The sequence below is a fragment of the Fibrobacter sp. genome, assembly GCA_012523595.1.
GTDB lineage: Bacteria > Fibrobacterota > Chitinivibrionia > Chitinivibrionales > Chitinispirillaceae > JAAYIG01.
Window position 1 is genome coordinate 18,550 of sequence record JAAYIG010000117.1, and the last position, 21,002, is coordinate 39,551.

The window sequence follows — 21,002 nt, forward strand, 5'->3', positions numbered from 1 at the left end:
AAAACAATGTCTGAACTGTGATTTATTTGATTCGCATGATTTTTTGATTAAAGTAATCTCTATTCATAGTTCAGACATTCCCAACGCTTAATTTACTCCTCAATCCTGTACCTTTTCAGGTGCTCCGGTGTAACAACTACAAGCACTCTTTCGGTTGGTGAAAATGTGACACACACAGCGGAGTTTCCATATTTTCCCAGTTCTTTCCAGGTCTGTGTATTGTAAATTTTCCCACCTCCGGCAAACAGTGTTCCATCCGGCGAGAATGCATGGCAGAACCCGTTAAACTGCCTTATCAGTGTCCCGTCATTGCTTTTGATTAACAATACTTTGCCCATGAATGTTTTTTCTATTGTAATGGCTATGGCGCTGTCTCCCGGAGAGAAAGAAAGAAGAGGGAGACGGGCTCCGGGTACAGTTCCGGGTTTATCGGAGAAGTAAGGAAGATCACGGTCAAGAACACCTGTGCGGCTGTCAAAGATACGGACTCTGGATTGATAATCGAGAAGAAGGTTTTTGTATTCAAAAGCCGCGATTTTTGATCCGGAGTTGGAAAAGGCCACGTCTGCAAACAGAGATCCTCGCGGGGGATCTAACTTGTAGAGAAGGGAATAGGCGCGGGTGTCAAGTACAAATATTTTCCCGTCAGCCACAGCTGCCATCGTGCTTCCATCAGGTGAAAAAACTGCCCTGGTGGTATTCTGAGAAATAGTAACAGAACGTACCTGTTTCCAGTTTTCAGATTCGAAAAAAAGAACTTTGTCACCTCCGGCAACAACCAGAGTATCTCCTTTGGAGAGAAAAGTCACAGAATAGCCGGAAAGAAGCTCAGGTAGAGGTAGAAATGCCATCACCCTGCTATCGTCTTTTTTTTCATGGTAATAAAAAACCCCGGCAGAGCGTGAGAAATCACGCTCTGAAAGTCTGGATGGAACCGCAGCAATCTGGCCTGTCTGGGTTACAGTGAATATCCCCACACTTCCTGCGGTAATCATATTGGGAACCGCAAAAAACTTTCCGGTAGATGAATAGGAGACATTTTTGATATTTACCGGCCTGAGTTTTATTGTGGGGCCAATCCCTTTAACCCCTGCAGACCCGTAAAAAACAGTAGTCAACACTAATGAAAGGGATATTAAATACTTCATTTCAACTCTCCTGGATTGTTTATACCTTAATTATACATAGAAAATTACATGCCGCCATAAGATGTTACAGTAGAATGCAGAATACTGATATGCCCGGGAGAAATAGACTATTCGGGGACTCTGGCCTTGAACCATCCTTTTGTATTGACATAATAAGAGATGCAGAATGTGATACTTCCCTTTTACTTAATCTGAATATCCTCGCCTGTGCCCACCTTGTGTGGTAGAATCCCCCCGCTGGAAGCGCCCCCCTTATTTAAGGGGGATAAAGGGGGATTTCTTTCCCTCTCTTTTTCCTAAACTATTTTACTCTTCCACTTTATGCTAAGTCCCTGAACCTTAATACATTATATAGATACTAAATCTGTGAATGCTCTCCTGTTAACTCAACAGAGATTATTGATGAACCCGAAATCCCCATTATTATCCAGTTTAGTTCTGGTTTATTTGTTCTTTCTATTACCCCTGAATGCAGCAGGATGGAATCTTCCATACCTGAAAAGTGCCAGACACGACTTCTCAGGGTATTACTCAGAAGACCTGAAATCCTTGTTACAATCAGACCCTGATCTGGCCAGAGGAAAACTTCAGAATGGCTGGACTTATTTCAAACAGACCTTTATCTCAGCAAATGGCCTGATTAAAAACAGCGGATCAGCATCAGAGGCTCAATCAAAAGGACAGGGCTATGGGATGCTTCTTGCCGTTCTCAATAATGACCAGACTGCATTCAATCAGATCTTCGAAGCGGCAAATCAGTTGCTTTGGAGCGAGGATAAGAAGTCATATTTCTGCTGGTCCTGGGATGATAGTTGTACAGGAAAAGGTGCTGCTACAGATGCAGATCTGGATATCGGGCTTGCTCTTGTTTTCGCTGATGAACTTCAGAAGTATGGATACTGGAAAAAGTACAATCAAAACGGGATCACATATCAAAGCAGGGCACTGGAGATTATCAAGTCCATTCGTCTAAATATGTGTTCCGACGAGAGATATCTTTTACCTGGTGATAACTGGAGCAGCAGTGGAATAAGCAATCTCAATCCGGGTTATTTTGCCACTGCCTGGATGAAAGTGTTCGATAATTATCAGAAAGAAGTGGACTTCAGTGCGGTTGTGGAAAAGTGCTATGCTGTTTTACAAAAACTACCTCATTACAACAAAGGCCAGGCAGCAGACTGGGTAGATACAACCGGTGGACAGGCATCACTGGGTAAAAAGTACCCTTATAAAGGTCTTGGGATGCAGAACGCGGGAATTATGGCTCAATGGAGAATTGCCATGGATGCATTGTGGTTCAATGATCCACGGGCAATCGCATATTGTGAAAATACAAAGCTTACTCTTACGCAGTACTCTAATTCCAATCCAGGAATGATCCTTCTTCAGATGGGGCTGTACGATGATCAGGGCAAGTATTGTGAAAACACCAATACTTGTGAAGAGGTGGCCCTCTGGTCATGTGCGATACTGGGATCGAAGAATACTGATTACTCCACAAAAGGGCTTAACAGCCGTGTTTTGGGGAAAATCATGGGGAGTACTGTTTCATCACAGCTCTATTTCGGATCAACCGATTCTGAACAGGTTTCTATGGTTCGGCAGGCTGTTACAATGCTTGGTTTTGCTGCAATTACTGGCCAGTTTCCCGATATCAGAAGTGACATGCAGGACCCGTCTTGTAACTTCCTTCTCTCCGGGCTTATTTCAGTTGCCTCCCCTCTTGAACTCAGCAGCTTGACAGTTGACCTCCGGTCACAACAGCAGATCAAGGTATCAGCCAGACTTGACAGAAGTGCCCCATGGTCATTGACTTTTGAAGGGCGGGAGTCGGGGAAAACAGAGATTTTCAGTGGTATGACAGAATCTATCCAGGTGGTTTTTACCGGTGCAGGATGGTATAAAAAGGAGAAGGTCGATGTCAGGCTTGATGTCACAGGTGTTGATTCTCTGACCCAGGATTCTTTCTTGTCCGCATCTTTTGATATTACCGGTGTCCCGGATCTTCCATTTGTACCTGGAAGTACTCTACTGCTCCATGATTTTGAAAACGGCAACGGGGTTAATGCGCTTGGAGGATCATGGTACCTCTTTGATGACAAATCTACAAGCGGAAGTTCCACAATTACTCCCTCGGATCCCGCGCTGCTTGTTCTCGATGGTGAGGGGCATCCTGGTTACGGAATCAAGATACAGTTTGAAATCGATCAGTATGCCGGAGTGGGTACGACCTTTCTTGATTCAGGAACAGTTGACTTGAGCATGTTTGAGAGTGTCTCTTTCAGCTATAAAACAGAGGGTGAAATCAGTGATATTCTCTTTATGGTCGGCACAGCAAACATCAAAAACTTCGCCTATAATCTCAAGACAATCCCTGCTTCTAAAAACTGGAAAGAGGAAACGGTAAGATTTACAGATCTCAAACCGCCTTCCTGGTCACCGACCACTATTATGGATCTAAAAGTAACTCAGAAGATACAATGGCAGGTCCAGGGGGTTGGGCAGAGGGGAACTCTTTACCTCGATAATATCAAATTAAAACTGAAAAAAGGTATGCTCCCTGGAAATGACATCCTTTATGCTGTAACACCTATTGTCAATAACGTGAGGACCAGAAAACCACTGTGGCAGGTGTCAGTATCACAGGTGATGAAAAACCTGGTTATTGAGATCGATAACAGGGATGTTTCCGGAATTGAGATGTACAACGTGGCTGGAAAACGTGTTATGGCTTCAAATTCAATATCCTTCAACAATTCGGGCCGGATTGTGATTCCAATTGGCAGAAAGCTTTCACCCGGACATTATACAGTCGTGCTCTACGACAGAAAAAATCGAATAAGCCACGGGATTCTCTGGTGGTAACAGCGATTAGCTGTTTCCATTTCGGGGTCGGAATCGGTATCGGCATCGGAATCGAAAATTCCTGTTTTTTAATTTAACCCTTTGAGTTTTCCGGAAAAAAGATGATACCGATTCCGACCCCGATGAAGAAAAGGCCGGCACGATCAAATATGCTTCCCGATTCTCTCCATATTGTATTTTGATTTCTGAAATTGAAATCAATGGAGGCCAGTATGCGTCGTTTAAAAATAGTTGTATTGTTTTCCTTCGCTGTTATCCTCACTGCTTTCGCACAGGAGGATCTGATTGTGGAGGGAAGCGGGGAGAGTGTGAATCGTGACGAGGCATTGATGGCGGCGAAGCGGGATGCGATTGAAAAGGGGATAGGAACAATCTTGCTTTCCCAGACTGAAGTCGAAAATTTTATGGTTAAAAGGGACATGATTGTCACAAAAACCATAGGAGCAGTTAAAAAATACGATATCATCTCGGAATCAAAAGCAGCAGATGGGCTGGTGAAGATCAAAATAAAGGCGCAGCTTTCCAGAAATGCTATGCGGGAGGACCTGGCTGCGTTCCATGTACTGATCGAATCGATGGAAAAGCCAAGAGTCATGGTTATTATCAGTGAAAACAATATTGGTAATGAGGAGCCGTCAAATCAGTCTGCCGAGAGTGCAGTGCTGAAGTTTCTAAAGGATCCATACGAGTTTGAGCTTGTAGACCCGGGTATTGTAGCCGGTATCAGGAGTTCAAAACAGAAAATGGCAGAGTTGGCAGGTGATGCAAAGGCTGTGGTTGCTTTGGGGATGCAACATGGAGCCGAAGTGGTCATTACAGGAAATGCAGTGAGTCGTAAGGCTGAAGAGATTTCCAAAAATCTGGGAGGGATGGTTTCTGTTCAGGCTGATATTACACTTAGAGCAGTTAATTGTACAACAGGCAGGATTATCGGATCGGAAAGCGCACATGCTGCAAAGGTGCATGTGAGCCCTAATACTGCCGGTAATCAGGCCATTGATAAAGCAGCCCAGATAGCTGCCGGTAAACTCCTCGATGCCATTATCAAAGATTGGCAGAACCAGCTTAATAACGGAGTCCCGATAAGTGTGACTATAAACGGAGTCTCAGCATTCAAGCATAAAACAGCAGTCATTAACTCTCTGAAGACTCTGGCAGGGGTAAGCACTGTCAGGGAGAGAAACTGGAATGGGGAAAACGCTGTACTGGTGGTTGATGTACAATATAAAGGAAACGCGAACGGTTTTTGTTCAAAAGTGGATGGCTTCAAGCTTAAGGACGATGGCGGAAGTCTGGCTGTTACGGGTGTAAATGGCCAGGATGTAACGCTGGCCGCACAGTAAAATTGAGATTTTCATGCAGAGTATCTCCAGAAAAATAACCAGGAAAATCAATGTAAGAGGGATTACGATCGGAGGAGACGCTCCGATTGTGATACAGTCGATGACCAACACAAAACCCTCAGATATTGATGGAACGCTTGCTCAGATCGATCGATTGACAAAAGCGGGATGTCGTATAGTACGGATCGCTGTTCCTGACCAGAATGCGGCTGCTTCTTTCAAGACGGTAAGGAGCCAGACCGATGTGCCGCTTGTAGCCGATATTCATTTTGATTATCGTCTGGCAATTGCTGCAATTGAGGCTGGCGCAGACAAGATCAGGATCAATCCCGGTAATATTGGTTCCCCGGAAAGAGTAAAAATGGTTATAGATGCTGCTAAAAGCGCAGGCGTTCCGGTGCGGATCGGTGTAAATTCAGGATCTCTGGAAAAAAGACTGCTGGAAAAGTATGGCGGGCCAGAGCCTGAGGCTCTTGTGGAGAGTGCTCAGGGGTATATCGCCACCATGGATAAGCTGGGATTCGGGGATATAATCCTGTCGATCAAGGCCAGCGATGTGTTGACCACGATAAAGGCTTGCCGTCTCCTGTCGCAGAACACCGATGTACCCCAGCATATCGGAATTACAGAATCGGGGACCCTAAGAAGTGGTTCAATCAGATCCGCTGTGGGCATAGGTACTCTGCTGGCTGAAGGAATAGGGGACACAATAAGAGTGTCACTTGCAGGTGATCCGGTACAGGAGATAGGAGTTGCCAGGGAGATCCTTAAATCGCTGGGTCTAGCAAAGGGTCTGGTAGTAATTGCCTGTCCTACCTGTGGGCGAACGCAGATTGACCTTGAATCACTGGCGGTACAGGTGGAGGAGATTGTCTCTGGCATAGAAAAGCCCCTGAAGGTAGCGGTTATGGGATGTGTGGTGAACGGGCCGGGGGAGGCCAGGGATGCTGATATAGGAATTGCCGGAGGAAAAGGTGAGGGATTGATCTTTGTAAAGGGAAAACCGGCAATTAAAGTACCCGAATCCAAACTTCTGGATACATTCAAAGAATACCTCAGTCAATTATAAGCCACCGATTATTTTACATGAGAACGTAAAGTTGAGCGGAAGGTTTTCTTCCAGCATTCAACCCAGTATGAGATGTGTCTTAAAGTGTCCCCTGCATTATTGGGTTCAGGGCTTTTCCGGCTCCCGGCAGCAATAAAAAAGGCCGCCGTTAACTCCGGCGGCCTCTCCAAATAAAACCTGTTTATAAGTTACTTTGTAATATTAAGTGGCTGAGAAAGCCGTCCTTCCTTACTGTCAAGCACTACCAGATAACGTCCGTTGGGAAGGCTGCTGCTGTTCCAGTTGATTGTCTTTGCAGAAGTGGTACCATTGTAAAGGGAACGCACCTTGTTTCCCAGCATATCGTGAATGGAAAGGGTAACGCTTTGTTTCTGCGGCAGATTAAAGGATATTGTAGATGGATTTACTGAGAATACAGTTGCAACTCTGAAAGATTTGGCGCGATTAACGCTGCTTGACGAGAACAGATCCCCGTAGGTTAAACCAACAAGCTCGATGTCGTCAACAGAAAAATCGGCATCACCAGATTTAACCTGAAAAGCCATTTTGTTAACAGCAGAAGCTCCGTGGCTCCATGTCCATCCTGCTTTGTCCATTTCGGAATAGGCTTCAGGAAGAAGATCATCAACTGGAATATTCACAGTGGTCCAATCTGCGGTGAGTTTGATTGAATACCCGTATTGGCCCCAGTCATATCCTCCATCAGCAAAGTCTTTAGTATCAAATTGCATTCTTACAGTTCCACTTCCTTTTACCTTCAATTTCACTGCAGTCATTTTGCTGAAATCGAGATATTTCTCTCCTTCACCGACGAGATTGCATCCAACTGCGGCATAAGGATAATCCAATGAACTGGTAGATGTTGAGATGAGAACATGCATAAAACTGTCAGGGACCATGGTTATTTCATTATCTTTAGCAACAATTCTTTCTCCAGCGGCATTTTTCACTGTTGAACCGCTTTTATCATCAAACGTATACCAGTATCCTCCTCCCAGGTAAGCAGCACCTTCTGTAACACAACCATATACCTCACCCAGAGTATTCTGGTGAGGAGCTCCACCATAAGCATCATTGAAATCATCAAGAAATGCCGGAGCACTCAGATTGACATCGTCCTGAGCAAATGCCGCTGCGGAAAAAAGGCAAACAGCGATAATGGTACGAAAGATAGACATATGGTACACCCCTTCAAAAGATTTATAAGCACTAACCATATTCTGCCAATTTCAGGAAGAATATGGGATAATTATCAGGATAGACAGGAATTCTGTAAAGATAAATTATATTCCTCTGTAATCCCTGTATCAAGAAATTTACACAAAAATTGATTCTGAAGCAACTACAAACGATTTAAAGTTTTTCCCTAAAATTAAGCAGTCTGTTTAATCTTATAGTCTGATCAAAGAAAGCCGCTCAGGATTTCTCCTGAGCGAATCTTTTACTTATCTGGCATTTATAAAATTAATTTTGCTGCCGTTTGCTTTGCCATCAATATAATGAACAACAGTATACATCCCGGAAGGAAGCCTGGAAAGAGAGACAGAGGCCATCCCATTATTCTTTCCGTTTAATCCCTGTTTCAGGACAAGTTTCCCTTTCATATCGAAAATGGCTACATCGAGACGGCTTCCGGAGTATTCCGGTAATTTGTAAGTCAGTGATCCATTGGATATTAAGGGCTTCAGATAGCTCTGAAGGATCATTTCCGGCATTTTGTATCTGGATGAGACGACTACCTGCATCTGATCCACGAAAACATTGTCAAGTGTTAGCTGCGCGAAACCTATCGAATCGTAAACAGTAAACCGTAGAGCGGTAATGTTGTTGAGATCAAGTGGAACTGATGCAGTTTTCCATGAGGGTTGAGTGAAATCAGCAATATTGAGCCGATATGTGTTTCTTACCTTCATAACAGGGACAACTGTGCTGTAGTAAGCACCATCTGTGATATTTGCCTGTTCGAGTTCAACATAGACAGTTGCTTCTTTGTTTGATTTCATATCAAAAGCGATGGCTTTTGCAGGACCAATTGAAATCGGACTGCCACCATTGAGGGTTGCTTTTACACCTGCATAGATTGAATTGCTCTGGGAGGCAACATTACAGGTGACCCTTAAAGCACCTGAACCTTCATCAGTTACTATCGACATTACACTTGTTCCAGTGCCAAAAGCCACCCATTTGTTACCGTTTATCTGGTGAGTCGAATCTTTGTCATCAAAATTATCCACCAGAACATCACCAGTGCTTGTTGCAGGTTTTTTGGCAGCCTCGATGATGATATTTATCCCTTTAGCTTTGACAATATCATAGGCAACAATATTACCCTCGATACTGAGATTGGCAGCAACAGTTTCCCCGCTTAAAAAGAATCCATTATCCGCACTTCCATCCCACTCTTGACTGATACTTGTTCCGGTTCCGGTAAAGGATTTTGATCCATAAGCACCGCTGATCTTAACAGTCCAGGCAACCGACTTTGAAAAACCCGCGGTAAACTTTACTTTCTGCGAGGAGAAGTTTACCCCCTCCTTGTTGGTTGCACTGAAGGCCTGGTTGACCTTTACATCAGTTCCTGGATCATTTATGGCCTTTAAGAATGCAACCGCGCCTGTGATACCTGCATTATAATCGATTGCCACTTCACAGTGTTCCGGTGTACCATCATTGCTCCAGTTACCGTTGTCATCCGGTCCGCTGACAAGTCCGCCTTGAGGCCCGGATCTGGTGGTTCTATAATGGATATAATTTGCCGGAGAGTTGTTAAAACCGATTACATAAGATCTCTTAGGGTCGCCGAAGTAACCTGCAACCCAGTCAACGTGGTTTTTAATGCGCTTAGAATAGAGTGCCCGTGTGTCATCAGAATTGCTAACAATGTAAGCTAGTGCATATTCAAAAGCAGCAGATCCGGCTTCACGGGCAGTTCCCCATCCACTGTTCTTGAAGATGTCCTTGAAAACGCCCGTGGTTTGTATTTTGGTCTCTATGAATGAGACATTACTGGTTAGAGCAGAAGACCCTCCCAGACCCTGGCGCCAGACCTCAAAAGCTGCCAATGGTCCTATGTAAGCATAACCCATGATGCTATAAGGGCTTGTGATCGATTTTTTTGCCCAGGTTTTGTAAATCGGATTCTCATCGTTGGTTGCACGGTATAATTCAACTCCGGCTGCAACCATCTTGTCATTTATCTGCCTCTGTAATTTGCCCTCCACATCAGGATAATAGTAGAGATATTTACCATGTTTCTGCTGAGCGCTACAATAGAGGTTATTATCCCCGCCTGCCTCAATTTTTTTCCTTGCAAATTCGAATGCCACTTTTGCCTTAGCGAGGCACAGATCTGCATAGCTTTTATCGAACTTGCGGTATAAAGTGGACATCAGGGCAAGACAGGCGGCGTATGTTGCCGGAATGTCGGCGCCGCTGCAGAGGAGGATCTGATTTCCACTGCGTCCACTCTCATATTTCACACCCCAGGTCTCATGCTCATCTGCTGCTTGTCCTACATCCAGAACGATCGTATTGTCATTAATTACAGCTTTGGTCAGATAATCTGTGGCAAATTTTACCTCAGTGAGGATATTGGGGATGCCGTTTGATACGGTATATGCACTGGGGAAAACATCGTAACCTTTCAGAAGGCAGTAAACAGTGTAGCCCAGAGGCATTCCGAATTTGATATAATCACCTGCATCGTACCATCCTCCATCGAGCTTATTACCATTATAGTTATCTCCGCCATGCCAGGCATTGGCATAACCCGGGTTACAGTTGCCTGCCGAACCACTGGCGAGACCAGCCCTCTGGTAGCAGTAAAACTTGATGAGCATGTCATGAAGCTGGTTGTAATTCTGAGCCCAGACCTGGGAGACGAGTGAGAGTGCTAACGCCAATAGGATCAATTTTTTCATTGTGATGCCCTTCTGTATGAGTTACACGCCTCGGTGTACAGGTGCACACCGAAGCGAATTCAGGATTATTTTCCGCTTACAACCGTTTTAAATAATTTTGCTCCGTTGAGGTTATCAAGCCTGATAAGCCACATTCCGCCCGGCAGACCGCTGATGTTCAATTCCGATTTACTCTGATTGATAGAACCGCTTCTGATGACCCGGCCGTTAGCTCCAATGATGGAATAAGCCGTGAATCCGTGGCTGTGAGGGAAATCTATCCTGAATCCCCTTTTGTTAACCACTATCTCTGGATCAGCGTTATTTATTCTGTACTGCGGGAGTGCGTTGTCGATAGCGGTTATGACATTTGTGAGTTCGATCCATTCGATCATGTAACCGGAGCCGGTTGTGTTCACAAACCGGAGTTTTACTGTATGTTGTCCGGCAGGGACATTTATATTGGTGACAATCGAGGTCCAGGTGGTACTTTTCTGTACGGAAATCTCACCTGCTTTTGTATTATCCACATAAACCTCTATATTGCCGTCTCCTGCTTTTGCCAAAGTCCGGATAACAATTTTACTTGTAGCGACTGACAGGTTGAATTTATAGGAAACCCAGTTATCATCTCCCGATGTGTTGACCTTAAGACAAGAATCATTAGCTGTTCTGACATCTATCTGGTCTCTGTCCACAAAGCTGACTTTTGCCTGCTGTACACTGCCGTAGTATCTGTTGAATTGTCTGGCTGCACGAGTACCAGGCATATTAAAAGAAGCATCCTTTGCAGGACCTTCAATTCCTGATTTCCATTCCGGTTCATACTCATCAGTCGACTGAGCCGCAAGCAGGTCCTTTACTATCTGACCGGATTCGCTGGGGTTTGTGCCTCCGGAGAAGCAGCTCGATCTTTCGTGAGATGAAACAGACCAGTTGCACCAGCTTAGCTTGTATTTGCCGTTGATATATTTGTCAAACCACCAATTTGTATTTGTTCTATCGAGTTGGTTCTTTCCCTCTTGCCCGCCGTTAGAATGAGATGTCCCCCATTCGCTGACAAATATCGGGACGCGTCCCAGTCCGTTACCCAGATATGTTGATTCCATTCCAACCCCGCCATCATCACCATTTATTACATAGTATGCATTGGGGCCATGGCTGGCAGCATAAAAATGGAAAGCGTAGGCTACATTTTTATAAGGATTGCCGCTGTTATCTTTGATTTGATCGGATGCAGCTATTCCGACAAACTGGCAGTAATAGGGTGTACCCAGGATAATGAGGTTATTGGCGCCCTCATTACGGATCGCCTGAGTAACATTTTTAAGGTAGGACTTTATGGCCCCCCAGGTTTTCGCTGCATCCTCAATAGTGCCGGTGGTAGCGCCGCCGGCTGTGATTGGTTCATTATAGACTTCAAAAATCACATTCGGAGTATTTTTGTACTTTTGGGCCTGTTCTTTGAAAAAAGCTATTGCCTGCTGCTCTTCATTGTGCGCATTATGGGAGTGCCAGTCGATAATCACATAGATTCCCTTGGAAATGGCTCTTTCAATAACTGTTTTGACGCCATCCCATCCACTGCCATTGGCATATGCTACCCGGACCACAGAGCACTTCCAGGAATCAACAAGGAAATCTACAGTGCTTGTATTATAATAGGTGTACCCGGGCCAGTCGGTTCTGCTCCAATAAAAGCTCATGCCTCTAAGCTGGACGATATTTCCATTCTTATTCAGGAGGTAGGCTCCACTGGTTGTAAGATTGCCATGTCTCGCCACAGGAGTTTGTGCTGAACTGAGAATCGCAGTTCCAAGTATCAGGGTTGCGGTAATTAACCCCTTAAATAGATGTTTATTCATCATCTCTCCTTTTCTTTCAATCGTTTTCAGCCAAACAATCCTGATATTCTTAGAATAGCACTGGAATTTTTCTCGGTCCAACTGCTAATATTATAGTTGCTTTGGTGCAGCAATAAGTTCATTTATAGGTAAAAAATGAAAATTATTGACAACTATGTTAAAATAATTATTTTATATCGAATCAGGTTGAAGAAATTTCGTTAATTACATTGAATTACCTGTTTGTGTAATTCTATATTTCAAGGGCAGTAGTTCAATTTTGTCAGGTCCTCTAATAATCTCAATCCCGGAATGAACCTTTCTGTTCAATGCGAATACTAAGAAGTAAAATAGAAGTTCGGACTCAATCGTTACTTTAATTCATAACCTTTTCAAAGGGGATTTTTTATGGGTCGTTTTACTCTCAAGACCGCTCTCTTAGGACTGGCCTCGGTCCTGTTAGCATCTTCGTCCTTGTTTGCTGTTGATTCCAAAGTAGATGATCATGAGGACGGCACAAACCAGAACGATTTCCTGTATTACTGGTACTACTACGATGATAACTCCGGCCTCGGTACTAATGATCGTCCGCAGGTAGAGACTCCAGGTACTCCTTCAGTCATTAACGTGGAATTCGAAGAAAAAAACCGCGAAGCTTATGGTAATCCCAATGATACATGGAAGGTAAAGGAATACACTTTTACTGTAGGCGATGATGGCAGTAATAAATATGCTACCATGCCTTTCACATTCGGCTCAAGCTGGAAAGCATCCTATGGTACTGCATACCCTTACGTGGGAATAGGTACTATGCTTACAGAAGAAGGTAAGTCACTCGATCTTACCGGTGCAACAGCAGTGTCGTTCAGAATCAAAGGCAGCGAAGCAATGTCTGTTGATTTCAAAATCCAGACCAAAGATATCGATGATGATTCTACGTTTGGTTACTATCAGAGTAGCTTTGATGTCACTGACGATTGGCAACAAATCACTATTAATATTGCCGATCTCGCACAGCCTGCATGGGCTCAGAAAGATGCCCCGTTTGATTTTGATATCACCCAATGCACAAAACTGGCGTGGGAAGTCAAGAAAGAATTCAACATGACCGTAACCGAGGCGACTCTCGATATTGATGATGTCTGGATTATAGATTATGAGTGGGTTTCTCCTTTTATATGGACAGACGTAGTGCCTGTAGCTTCCAGCACACTTCCAGCAACTGGTCTGTTTTCTAATTTTGATGTAACTCCAGCTAATGCTTCTCCGCTCGGTACCTACTGGTATGCTTACAATGATGTGGAAATCGGCGGAACTTCAACTGTTCTGGAAGGGGCATTGCCGGATGAAGAGACTGGTCGTCTTCTGATCACAATCACAGAAGGTGCTGCTAAACTGTTGTATGCACTTGGCCCGACAATTGATAAAGGCGGTGTTTCTGTTCAGGCTTTTATAGGAATTGGATGTAATCTCTATGATTCCGCAACTGCCCGTTACTGGAATGCCACTGCCGCAGGCGCAAACAGTGTTTACTTCCATTACTATGCTAATAGCGATCTGGACAAGATTACAGTGGAGATCAGCGACAACTATGATGTGGCTGATGTAAATAGCCCGACAAAAACCATATCTGACCGCGGTGATGGAGTCTTGTGGTTTATAGATCTCCCAGCAACCGGCGATGAATGGTATGCTGTGGAAATTCCTTTCAGTGCTCTTAAAATTCACGAATCATGGGAAGGCGCAAATGCGATCCCATTCAATGCAACTAAGATGGCAAAGCTGCAGTTTAAAGTTCAGGGTCCGCAAGATGCCAGTGGTTACATAGGTGTTGATAACATCTACTTCCCCGGCGTATCCGAGTACAAATTTACTGATGGTTCCCCTGTTCTCAAACCTGCTTCGCAGATTGCAAGGACATCGGGTCTCAAGGTCAACTACCTCAATGGCAAGGTCAATGTAAACTGGAATGGTGCAAAACTTGCTAAAGGTAAAATCAGCCTTATCAACAGCCAGGGTGCCGTGTTTGCAAGTTCATCAATTAAAAATGCTGCAAAGCTTTCAGAGACACTCTCCGCATCCAAACTGGCTGCCGGAATGTACTTCGTGAAGTTTAATGCTACCGATGTTAATGGCAAGGCTATTAACATTATGTCACCGGTACAGGTTGTGAAGTAAGAAGTACAGTATAGTTTAGTTTCTCAAGCCGGATACAGTGATGTATCCGGCTTTTTTTATGTGCGTTCTAATGTTCTTATCGGTATCGAAAAGAATAGAGAGGTTTAAAAGGAGATCTGTTATGTACCGATATCGATTTGTGAGAGGAAACATTTTGAACTCATCTTCATTCGTTATTAATTTTACGATATGAAAAAATTACTTATCACGGGCGCGTCTGGATTTTTGGGCTGGAATCTCTGCAGGGCAGCATCTCTGAAGTATCAGGTCATTGGTGTCTGCAACAATCACAGGGTTGAGGTTCCGGGTGTAACCTTTGTCAAATGTGACCTGCTACAGTACAGTTCTCTCAAGGATCTGTTTCAGAGAGTCAGGCCCGATGCTGTTATTCATTGTGCTGCTGTGTCAAACCCCAATTACTGCCAGCAGCATGTATCAGAAGCATATAAAGTGAATGTTACACTCTCATCCTCTGTTGCGGGGCTGTGTAATGAGCGGGAAATCCCCTGTGTTTTCACCTCTACGGACCTGGTTTTTGATGGCGAAAGTGCCCCTTACGATGAGGGGAGCATAGTTTGCCCTGTGAATGTGTACGGTCAGCAGAAAGTGGCTGCAGAACTGGAGATGCAGGTCCGTCATGACCAGTTGGTGATCTGCCGGATGCCTCTTATGTACGGTGATACACCCGAATGCGCGGCGAGTTTTATTCAGCCCTGGATAAAAAGCATGAAATCCGGGGAAAATCTCTTGCTTTTTACCGATGAGGTCCGCACAGTGGTGAGTGTATCAGATGCTGCAAAGGGACTGCTTTTAGCCCTGGAGAGGGCAAGAGGAATAATTCATCTGGGGGGGAGGGAGAGAGTATCGCGTTATCAATTCGGTTTAAAGCTTGCCGGAGTACTGGGAGTGGCAGGTGAACTGCTTACTGCCTGTACCAGTAAGGACTTCCCGATGCCCGCACCCCGTCCGGCGGATGTTTCCCTCAACAGTGAAAAAGCTTACTCAATCGGTTATGCACCCGGGCTGATCGAAGAGGAATTGCCTAAGCTGGAGTGTGTGAAGGGGTAGAAAGCGGAGGACGAGGGATTCGAACCCCCAAGACCTTGCGGTCGGCGGTTTTCAAGACCGCTGGATTACCATTATCCTAGTCCTCCGGGGTTGATGAAATATAGGTTTTGAGTGCTGCTGCTGGCAAGGAAACTGAGCCAGAAGGGACCCCTTATCAGGAATTGAAGTTTCACGCGTAAGCGAGGAGACTTTTTATTCTATACCTATTCCGTCCATTATCTTTTATTTCCACTTACTCATTCTTTCTTTATTCGATACCGATACCGACCCTGATTGAGGATCAATATGAAACATTTTGTTTCATCATGTTGTTGCATTTGGAAACGGATTCCGGCATTAACATCATATAACTGTCAATTGACGGTATGGCATGACTGTTGCATATCCTCTCTGGTGAAAAAATGAGATAAAAGCAATAAACAAACAGGAGGTATTATGAATGCACTGATCAGGTACAGCAATCCAATGGCAGCGGTCTCGGACTGGATTGACGAAGTGTTTGGTGGTAATCTTTTCGAGGCGGCCGATCGTCAACTGACATCCGGAAACTGGCCCAGGGTCGATATCGAAGAGAGGGAAAACGCTTATACCATAAAGGCGGATCTTCCCGGCCTGGACAAAAAAGATGTTTCAGTGACAATAGAGAATGGAGCCCTTCGTATCGAGGGTGAAAAGAAGCAGGAGTACAAGCAGGAGAAGGAAAAGTACTGCCATTTCGAGCGCAGTTACGGAAAATTCTGCAGGACTTTTGCCCTGCCGGATTCGGTGGAAGCGGAAAAGATTGACGCATCGATGAAAAACGGGGTACTGGAACTGACGCTTCCGAAGAAGGAGCAGGCCAGGCCCAAGGCAATTGAAGTGAAAGTAAACTGAAATTAAAAGCCTGCCGGGAAATCTCCGGCAGGCTTTTTTAACGCTCCCTGAATCCCCTGACGCACTAAAAGAAATCTTCCTTGCAGAGAGCCCCCAAAATGCCTCGGTGGGGGACTTTAAGATGGTGCAGGCAGGTGAGTTTTGTGATTAAGAGTGGTAATGTGGTTAACAGATTACTCTTTACATATTAATAGGTTTTTCCTCGTAGACTCGTCGAAATGACAACCTGGACTGTTGCAGGAAGAAGAATGAAAGTTACAGAAATGATCACATCTGGATGCAGGATGATGTAATAAATGTATATTGAATAATATACCTGTCCACAGGAAAAAGAGAGTTTTGCGGGACAGAAGTAAACCTGTGCGAGTGAAGAAATCCTTCGCTGGAAACAAAACGGAGGCAGATATGAATCATAAAGGCTCTGTTATCTTAACTCTGTTTTTACTGGGACTTTTCAATTATTCTGTTATTGCTCAGACCGGCAACATCACCTATACACTTCATCGTGAAAACAACCCCACACAGACACAGCAGAATGCTTATGCAAAGATCCAGGTCGCAATGGATTCGGCACTGGGCTACTATAACAAGTATACCTCTATTACAAAATTTCTGAATGTCTATTATAATCCTGATGTATCGACTGCAGATGCCAATTTTAACGGAACTATCAGATTTGGCAAAGAAAATTACATGGTTGTGCACACTGCAATGCACGAAATCGCCCATACAGTGGGGGTGGGGACCACAAATGAATACAGAAACCTGATGCAGAACGGGGTTTTTACAGGTGCATACGCTACAGCGATGATAAGGGAGGTCACCGGAGATCAAAATGCAGTAGTTAATGGCGATAACCAGCATTTCTGGCCTTACGGACTTAACTATGCCAACGAGGTAAAGTCTTCACAGGATCTTATCAATCACTGTAAGATTGTCGGTGCTATGTACAGTGATATGTTCCGGGAGGAATTCTTCAGAACCTGCCGTCTGAAGTCAAGGTTGGATGGCAGGTGTATGACTGTCCTTACCGATAATTCACTGCGGCTTGGCGATTGCAACAGTTCCGCATCAGTTGTCAGGATGATCTCTCTTAACGGAGAAAACGTTTTCAGGCTCGAGTTTGGAAACAAGGTCCTTGATATTCCTAATGAATCGACCTCGGCCGGAATAGTAGTCGGGCTTTACAACTGGAATGGAGGCGGACATCAGAGGGTAATCTTTGAATTTGAACAAGACACCAACCTCGCACGCCTGAAAATGCAGCACAGCGGACTCTATCTCAGGGCTGACGGGGATAGAATTATTCAGGACAGAGGCACAGTCTCTCCTGAGAGCCAGTACTGGGAACTGGTTGATGATCAGGTTAAATCAGTTTATTCGGTACAGAACAGACATAGAATTACAGAAGGGATCAGAGTTATCAATGGTCTCATAACTGTAAATTCATCTGTTCTGGAAGGGAAAACCGTTAAATTGAAGATAACAGATCTTCATGGACGTGTAATAAGGTCTGTTCTTTTGTCTGGAGATGCTGTCATATCTACAGCAGGATTTATCCCTGGTGTTTACATCATCAATCTTTACGGGAACGGAAAAAATTTTACCAGCCGTTTTATGGTAAGGTAAGCGACACACTATCGGGCTATCTACTGGTGACCGCTCTGAAGGTTATTTACCCCGGGGGTACCTTTTCTGTCTTGCAGAAACCCTTCCTTTTCTCTCCTTGCTTCATCTCTGTTCGGCTTTTATCTTAAAGCTGAACTGTGATAAGGTTTCCATCGAGGAATATATGTTTATGAGTACAAAAAGTGTATGTATGTTGCTTTTATCGGGTGTCCTTTTTCTACCCTGTTCCCAGGTTCTAAGCGGAAAAGTGATTGATAAGCAGGGAGCGGGAATTGATGGCGCCCTGGTTGAGCTCTTAAATGCCAATCTGTCTGCAACTACTGCAAATGATGGTTCCTTTTCCATCTCAGTACCAATGAGTACAAAACCTGGAGTAATCCGGAGGGTATATCAGGCGCCTCAGCTCATAGGCAGTACTCTTCATTTTGCTGTCAGCGATAATTCTGCGCATGTGACTGTGAGTGTTTATACGCTCAACGGGAAATTTATCTATAACGCACTGGACCGCAAACTTGGAGCAGGTTTTTACAGTCTGAATCCGATCAGCCGGTCACTCAAGGCCAATATCTATGCTGCAAAACTTCAGATCGGTAATGAGAGTACTTTTTTTAAACTGCCCTGGATGAAAGAGATGAATCTTTCTGATTTACTCCGGAAAGGAAACAAGGCTGCAACTGTTAGAATATTACAAAAAAGAATGGTTGCTGTTGACAGTGTGAGAGTTTCCAAAACCGGCTACACTGCAGTTTCTATTCCCGTAGGTACCTATGATACAACCATGACAATTACACTGGAACCCTATACTCCATCATATCATATTAATCCTCCTGACCCCTGTTACAGCAGGTTTTATGTAGATGGCTGCATAGAGGGTGATCTTAACAGTGCCTGCGGGGGCAGATGCAGGGTAGCGAATTCCTGCAGCCCGCCGGAGGATCCAAGCAAAGCCAATCTGCCCAAGACTTTTATCTGCCCGAGGTTCATGCTTTTCAGCACCGAGATGCTCCAGGCAGCAAAAGACGATGCAGCGCTTTACGGTTGGGATGCTGATGATCCGCCTTTCAATTATGGAGTGGTGGGACATGATCCCGATATCGGGGGAGTTGATGACGGGCCGAGCAGTTGCTGCCAGTGTTACCAGATCATATTTGAGGAACCTGAACCAAGTTCACCCAAACATCCAGAACTCCCTTATCCCAAGCCTTTGATTGTCCAGAGTTTCAACACTGCAGCCAGCGGACCTTATGGGTTTGATGTGTTCATGGGTGCAGGAGGATACGGGGCATTCAATTCCTGTTATGATGATCCTGATTTCGGGAATACCTCAAATTTCGATGAGTTTATCTATGATAAATATCCTTATCAGAATCCAGGCAGCGGGGGTATCTCTTTCCTTCGATACGAGGCTGAGTGCCGGGGGAATGCATGGCCTCCTACTATCGAAGCGTTGCAATCAACTGCCTGTCAGGAGAAGATTGAGGAAATGTGTAATCAGGCACTGGTGAGTTCAAACCCGCAAGTTACTGAAGATACGCGCCGTTCCTGTATCGAGTCAAACAAGCCAGGCTCACTCTATCATCAGAACTGGAAAGTTATGGTGAAGCGTGTGCGCTGCCCGGATAATCTCACACGGGTCACCGGATGCCGGCTGATAGAGAATCATCTCCCTCTTCCATTTCCGGAGGTGCAGACTCCTGCCGATGCCACTGCCAATGGTACATTTAGAAGCGGATATCATACTACTACGATGCAGGATTGCTGCAAACCAACATGCGCCTGGACAAACTGGGTGGCAGATCAAAACCTTCCGGTAGATGGGGAGTGGAACGCTTTTTATTCCTGTGATAAAAACGGTATACCGTTTACTAAGTAATACTGCCGGTTTATTAAGATAGAATACTATGTGGGGCTGTTGTAAGGCGGCCCCTTTTTTGTCGGTAATACTTGGTTCTTCTTTGATAATACTCAGTGTTCACATCATCTACATTCAGGGCACAGGCATAAATTCCGGTTAAAAAAATAAAGATTTATCAATTGATGCAGGTTGGACAGGCATGGGTAGTGTATTGTCGTAGGTTGGGGTAATAATAAATCGATCTGTCACAGGAAGATAAAGTAGAAAACAGTACCATTTTTGTGAGTTGTTTTGCAGGAAACGAGATTTGTTTCTTTTTTCTGGGCACTGTTTTTCCCCGGAGATGAAATATGGATTTGAATTCCTTAAAAATGGCTTTATAGTTCACAAATTCACCCCGGAGGTGAAACAAGGATACTGCAGCTCTCATGCCCAGGTCAATGTCAGTTTCCTGATATCTCCATTAATAGTGAAAAGTACGATTATTCAGTGATCAGGCCATGACTTAACTGTTTCTTGATTTTGAAATATCCGCAATAGGGAGGACTTTCTCTTATCACCCATTGGCAGCATATACAGAAATGCTGTAGACATTAAAAAGTTTTCTCCTCGATGGCCCGTCAACACGACAGAAGGAAATAAAAAACGGGAGTGTGGTAATCTGCACACTCCCGTTTCAGGCAGTAAAGGAATACTTACCTTTTTTTTACTTCTTGATAAATCTTCCTGTAAAATTTCCGATCTTTAGAATGTAAATACCATTATTCAGGCTGCTGATATTAATTCTGCGGGAGTTACTTGCCAAAACTGTCTTTCCCAGTACATCCATTATAACAGCAGACTGTTTTGAGTTATTGCCTGTGAGCACAAGGGAATTTCCTGTCACCTTGAAGGAGAAGGAACTATTCCGTAACTGTCTCATGTCGATTGAACCGATATTGGTATAGCCATGAACTGACCCTTCCACATACAGATCATGAATATTCAGATTCCCGCCACCATCAGAGCGGTTGTTGATAATATTCACAATTATCGGAGTGGCCGAAACAAGGCCCGGAATCATGCTGGTAAGGTCAAATTCATGTGCGCCGCTTTGGTACTGTTCGGGGGAGTTCCATATATTTTCCGTTCCGGTTGCGCCATAGGTTACTCTCAATGTTCTTCCACCGGTAGCATACCAGCGTATTTTCAGCACGTCAAGAGATTTCAGTTCCAGCCTCATGACACCATC

At 44.5% G+C, this 21,002-nt stretch carries 13 protein-coding genes and 1 tRNA gene; 8 read left to right on the forward strand and 6 right to left on the reverse strand.

Features of this window, described 5'->3' with window-relative positions:
* Positions 1 to 92 precede the first annotated feature (92 nt).
* Positions 93 to 1,148: a hypothetical protein gene (locus tag GX089_07935; GenBank protein ID NLP02408.1), complete on the reverse strand. Its 1,056-nt coding sequence runs from the start codon at positions 1,146 to 1,148 to the stop codon at positions 93 to 95.
* A 402-nt stretch (positions 1,149 to 1,550) separates the two neighbouring features.
* Here GX089_07935 and GX089_07940 point away from each other — a divergent pair, with 402 nt between their 5' ends.
* The 3 genes from GX089_07940 (at position 1,551) to ispG (ending at position 6,425) form a co-directional block, all read left to right on the forward strand.
* Entirely contained in the window at positions 1,551 to 4,013 is a 2,463-nt protein-coding gene (locus GX089_07940) for a hypothetical protein (protein ID NLP02409.1), read from the forward strand.
* A gap of 212 nt (positions 4,014 to 4,225) precedes the next feature.
* Positions 4,226 to 5,356: a hypothetical protein gene (locus tag GX089_07945; protein ID NLP02410.1), complete on the forward strand. Its 1,131-nt coding sequence runs from the start codon at positions 4,226 to 4,228 to the stop codon at positions 5,354 to 5,356.
* Between the two features lie 13 nt (positions 5,357 to 5,369).
* On the forward strand, positions 5,370 to 6,425 hold the full coding sequence (ispG, locus tag GX089_07950; GenBank protein ID NLP02411.1) for a flavodoxin-dependent (E)-4-hydroxy-3-methylbut-2-enyl-diphosphate synthase: 1,056 nt from the start codon (positions 5,370 to 5,372) through the stop codon (positions 6,423 to 6,425).
* A gap of 188 nt (positions 6,426 to 6,613) precedes the next feature.
* On the opposite strand, the gene GX089_07955 is transcribed toward ispG, so the two are convergent.
* The 3 genes from GX089_07955 to GX089_07965 all read right to left on the reverse strand — a co-directional run bounded on the left by GX089_07955 (position 6,614) and on the right by GX089_07965 (position 12,192).
* Positions 6,614 to 7,603: a T9SS type A sorting domain-containing protein gene (locus tag GX089_07955; GenBank protein NLP02412.1), complete on the reverse strand. Its 990-nt coding sequence runs from the start codon at positions 7,601 to 7,603 to the stop codon at positions 6,614 to 6,616.
* 267 nt (positions 7,604 to 7,870) lie between these two features.
* Complete coding sequence (locus GX089_07960; protein ID NLP02413.1) at positions 7,871 to 10,345, reverse strand: hypothetical protein; 2,475 nt, start codon at positions 10,343 to 10,345, stop codon at positions 7,871 to 7,873.
* 65 nt (positions 10,346 to 10,410) lie between these two features.
* Positions 10,411 to 12,192 carry a cellulase family glycosylhydrolase gene (locus GX089_07965; protein NLP02414.1) on the reverse strand — a complete coding sequence of 594 codons (1,782 nt, stop codon included), beginning with the start codon at positions 12,190 to 12,192 and terminating at the stop codon, positions 10,411 to 10,413.
* 384 nt (positions 12,193 to 12,576) lie between these two features.
* On the opposite strand from GX089_07965, the gene GX089_07970 reads away from it, so the two are divergent.
* Both GX089_07970 and GX089_07975 read left to right on the forward strand, forming a co-directional pair.
* The gene (locus GX089_07970) at positions 12,577 to 14,346 is read left to right on the forward strand and encodes a hypothetical protein (protein NLP02415.1); all 1,770 of its coding nucleotides are present in this window, start codon (positions 12,577 to 12,579) and stop codon (positions 14,344 to 14,346) included.
* A gap of 189 nt (positions 14,347 to 14,535) precedes the next feature.
* Positions 14,536 to 15,414 carry an NAD(P)-dependent oxidoreductase gene (locus GX089_07975; GenBank protein ID NLP02416.1) on the forward strand — a complete coding sequence of 293 codons (879 nt, stop codon included), beginning with the start codon at positions 14,536 to 14,538 and terminating at the stop codon, positions 15,412 to 15,414.
* Between the two features lie 4 nt (positions 15,415 to 15,418).
* On the opposite strand, the gene GX089_07980 is transcribed toward GX089_07975, so the two are convergent.
* A tRNA-Ser gene (locus tag GX089_07980) sits at positions 15,419 to 15,500 on the reverse strand.
* Between the two features lie 448 nt (positions 15,501 to 15,948).
* Here GX089_07980 and GX089_07985 point away from each other — a divergent pair.
* From GX089_07985 to GX089_07995, 3 genes are all read left to right on the forward strand, one after another.
* Positions 15,949 to 16,287, forward strand: coding sequence for an Hsp20/alpha crystallin family protein (locus GX089_07985; protein ID NLP02417.1), 339 nt, complete (start codon positions 15,949 to 15,951; stop codon positions 16,285 to 16,287).
* A gap of 405 nt (positions 16,288 to 16,692) precedes the next feature.
* Positions 16,693 to 17,916, forward strand: coding sequence for a T9SS type A sorting domain-containing protein (locus tag GX089_07990; GenBank protein NLP02418.1), 1,224 nt, complete (start codon positions 16,693 to 16,695; stop codon positions 17,914 to 17,916).
* Positions 17,917 to 18,085: 169 nt separating this feature from the next.
* A complete protein-coding gene (locus GX089_07995) occupies positions 18,086 to 19,789 on the forward strand; it encodes a carboxypeptidase regulatory-like domain-containing protein (GenBank protein NLP02419.1) in 1,704 nt (567 codons plus the stop codon).
* A 688-nt stretch (positions 19,790 to 20,477) separates the two neighbouring features.
* Here GX089_07995 and GX089_08000 read toward each other — a convergent pair.
* Complete coding sequence (locus tag GX089_08000) at positions 20,478 to 20,993, reverse strand: T9SS type A sorting domain-containing protein (protein ID NLP02420.1); 516 nt, start codon at positions 20,991 to 20,993, stop codon at positions 20,478 to 20,480.
* Positions 20,994 to 21,002: the final 9 nt, after the last annotated feature.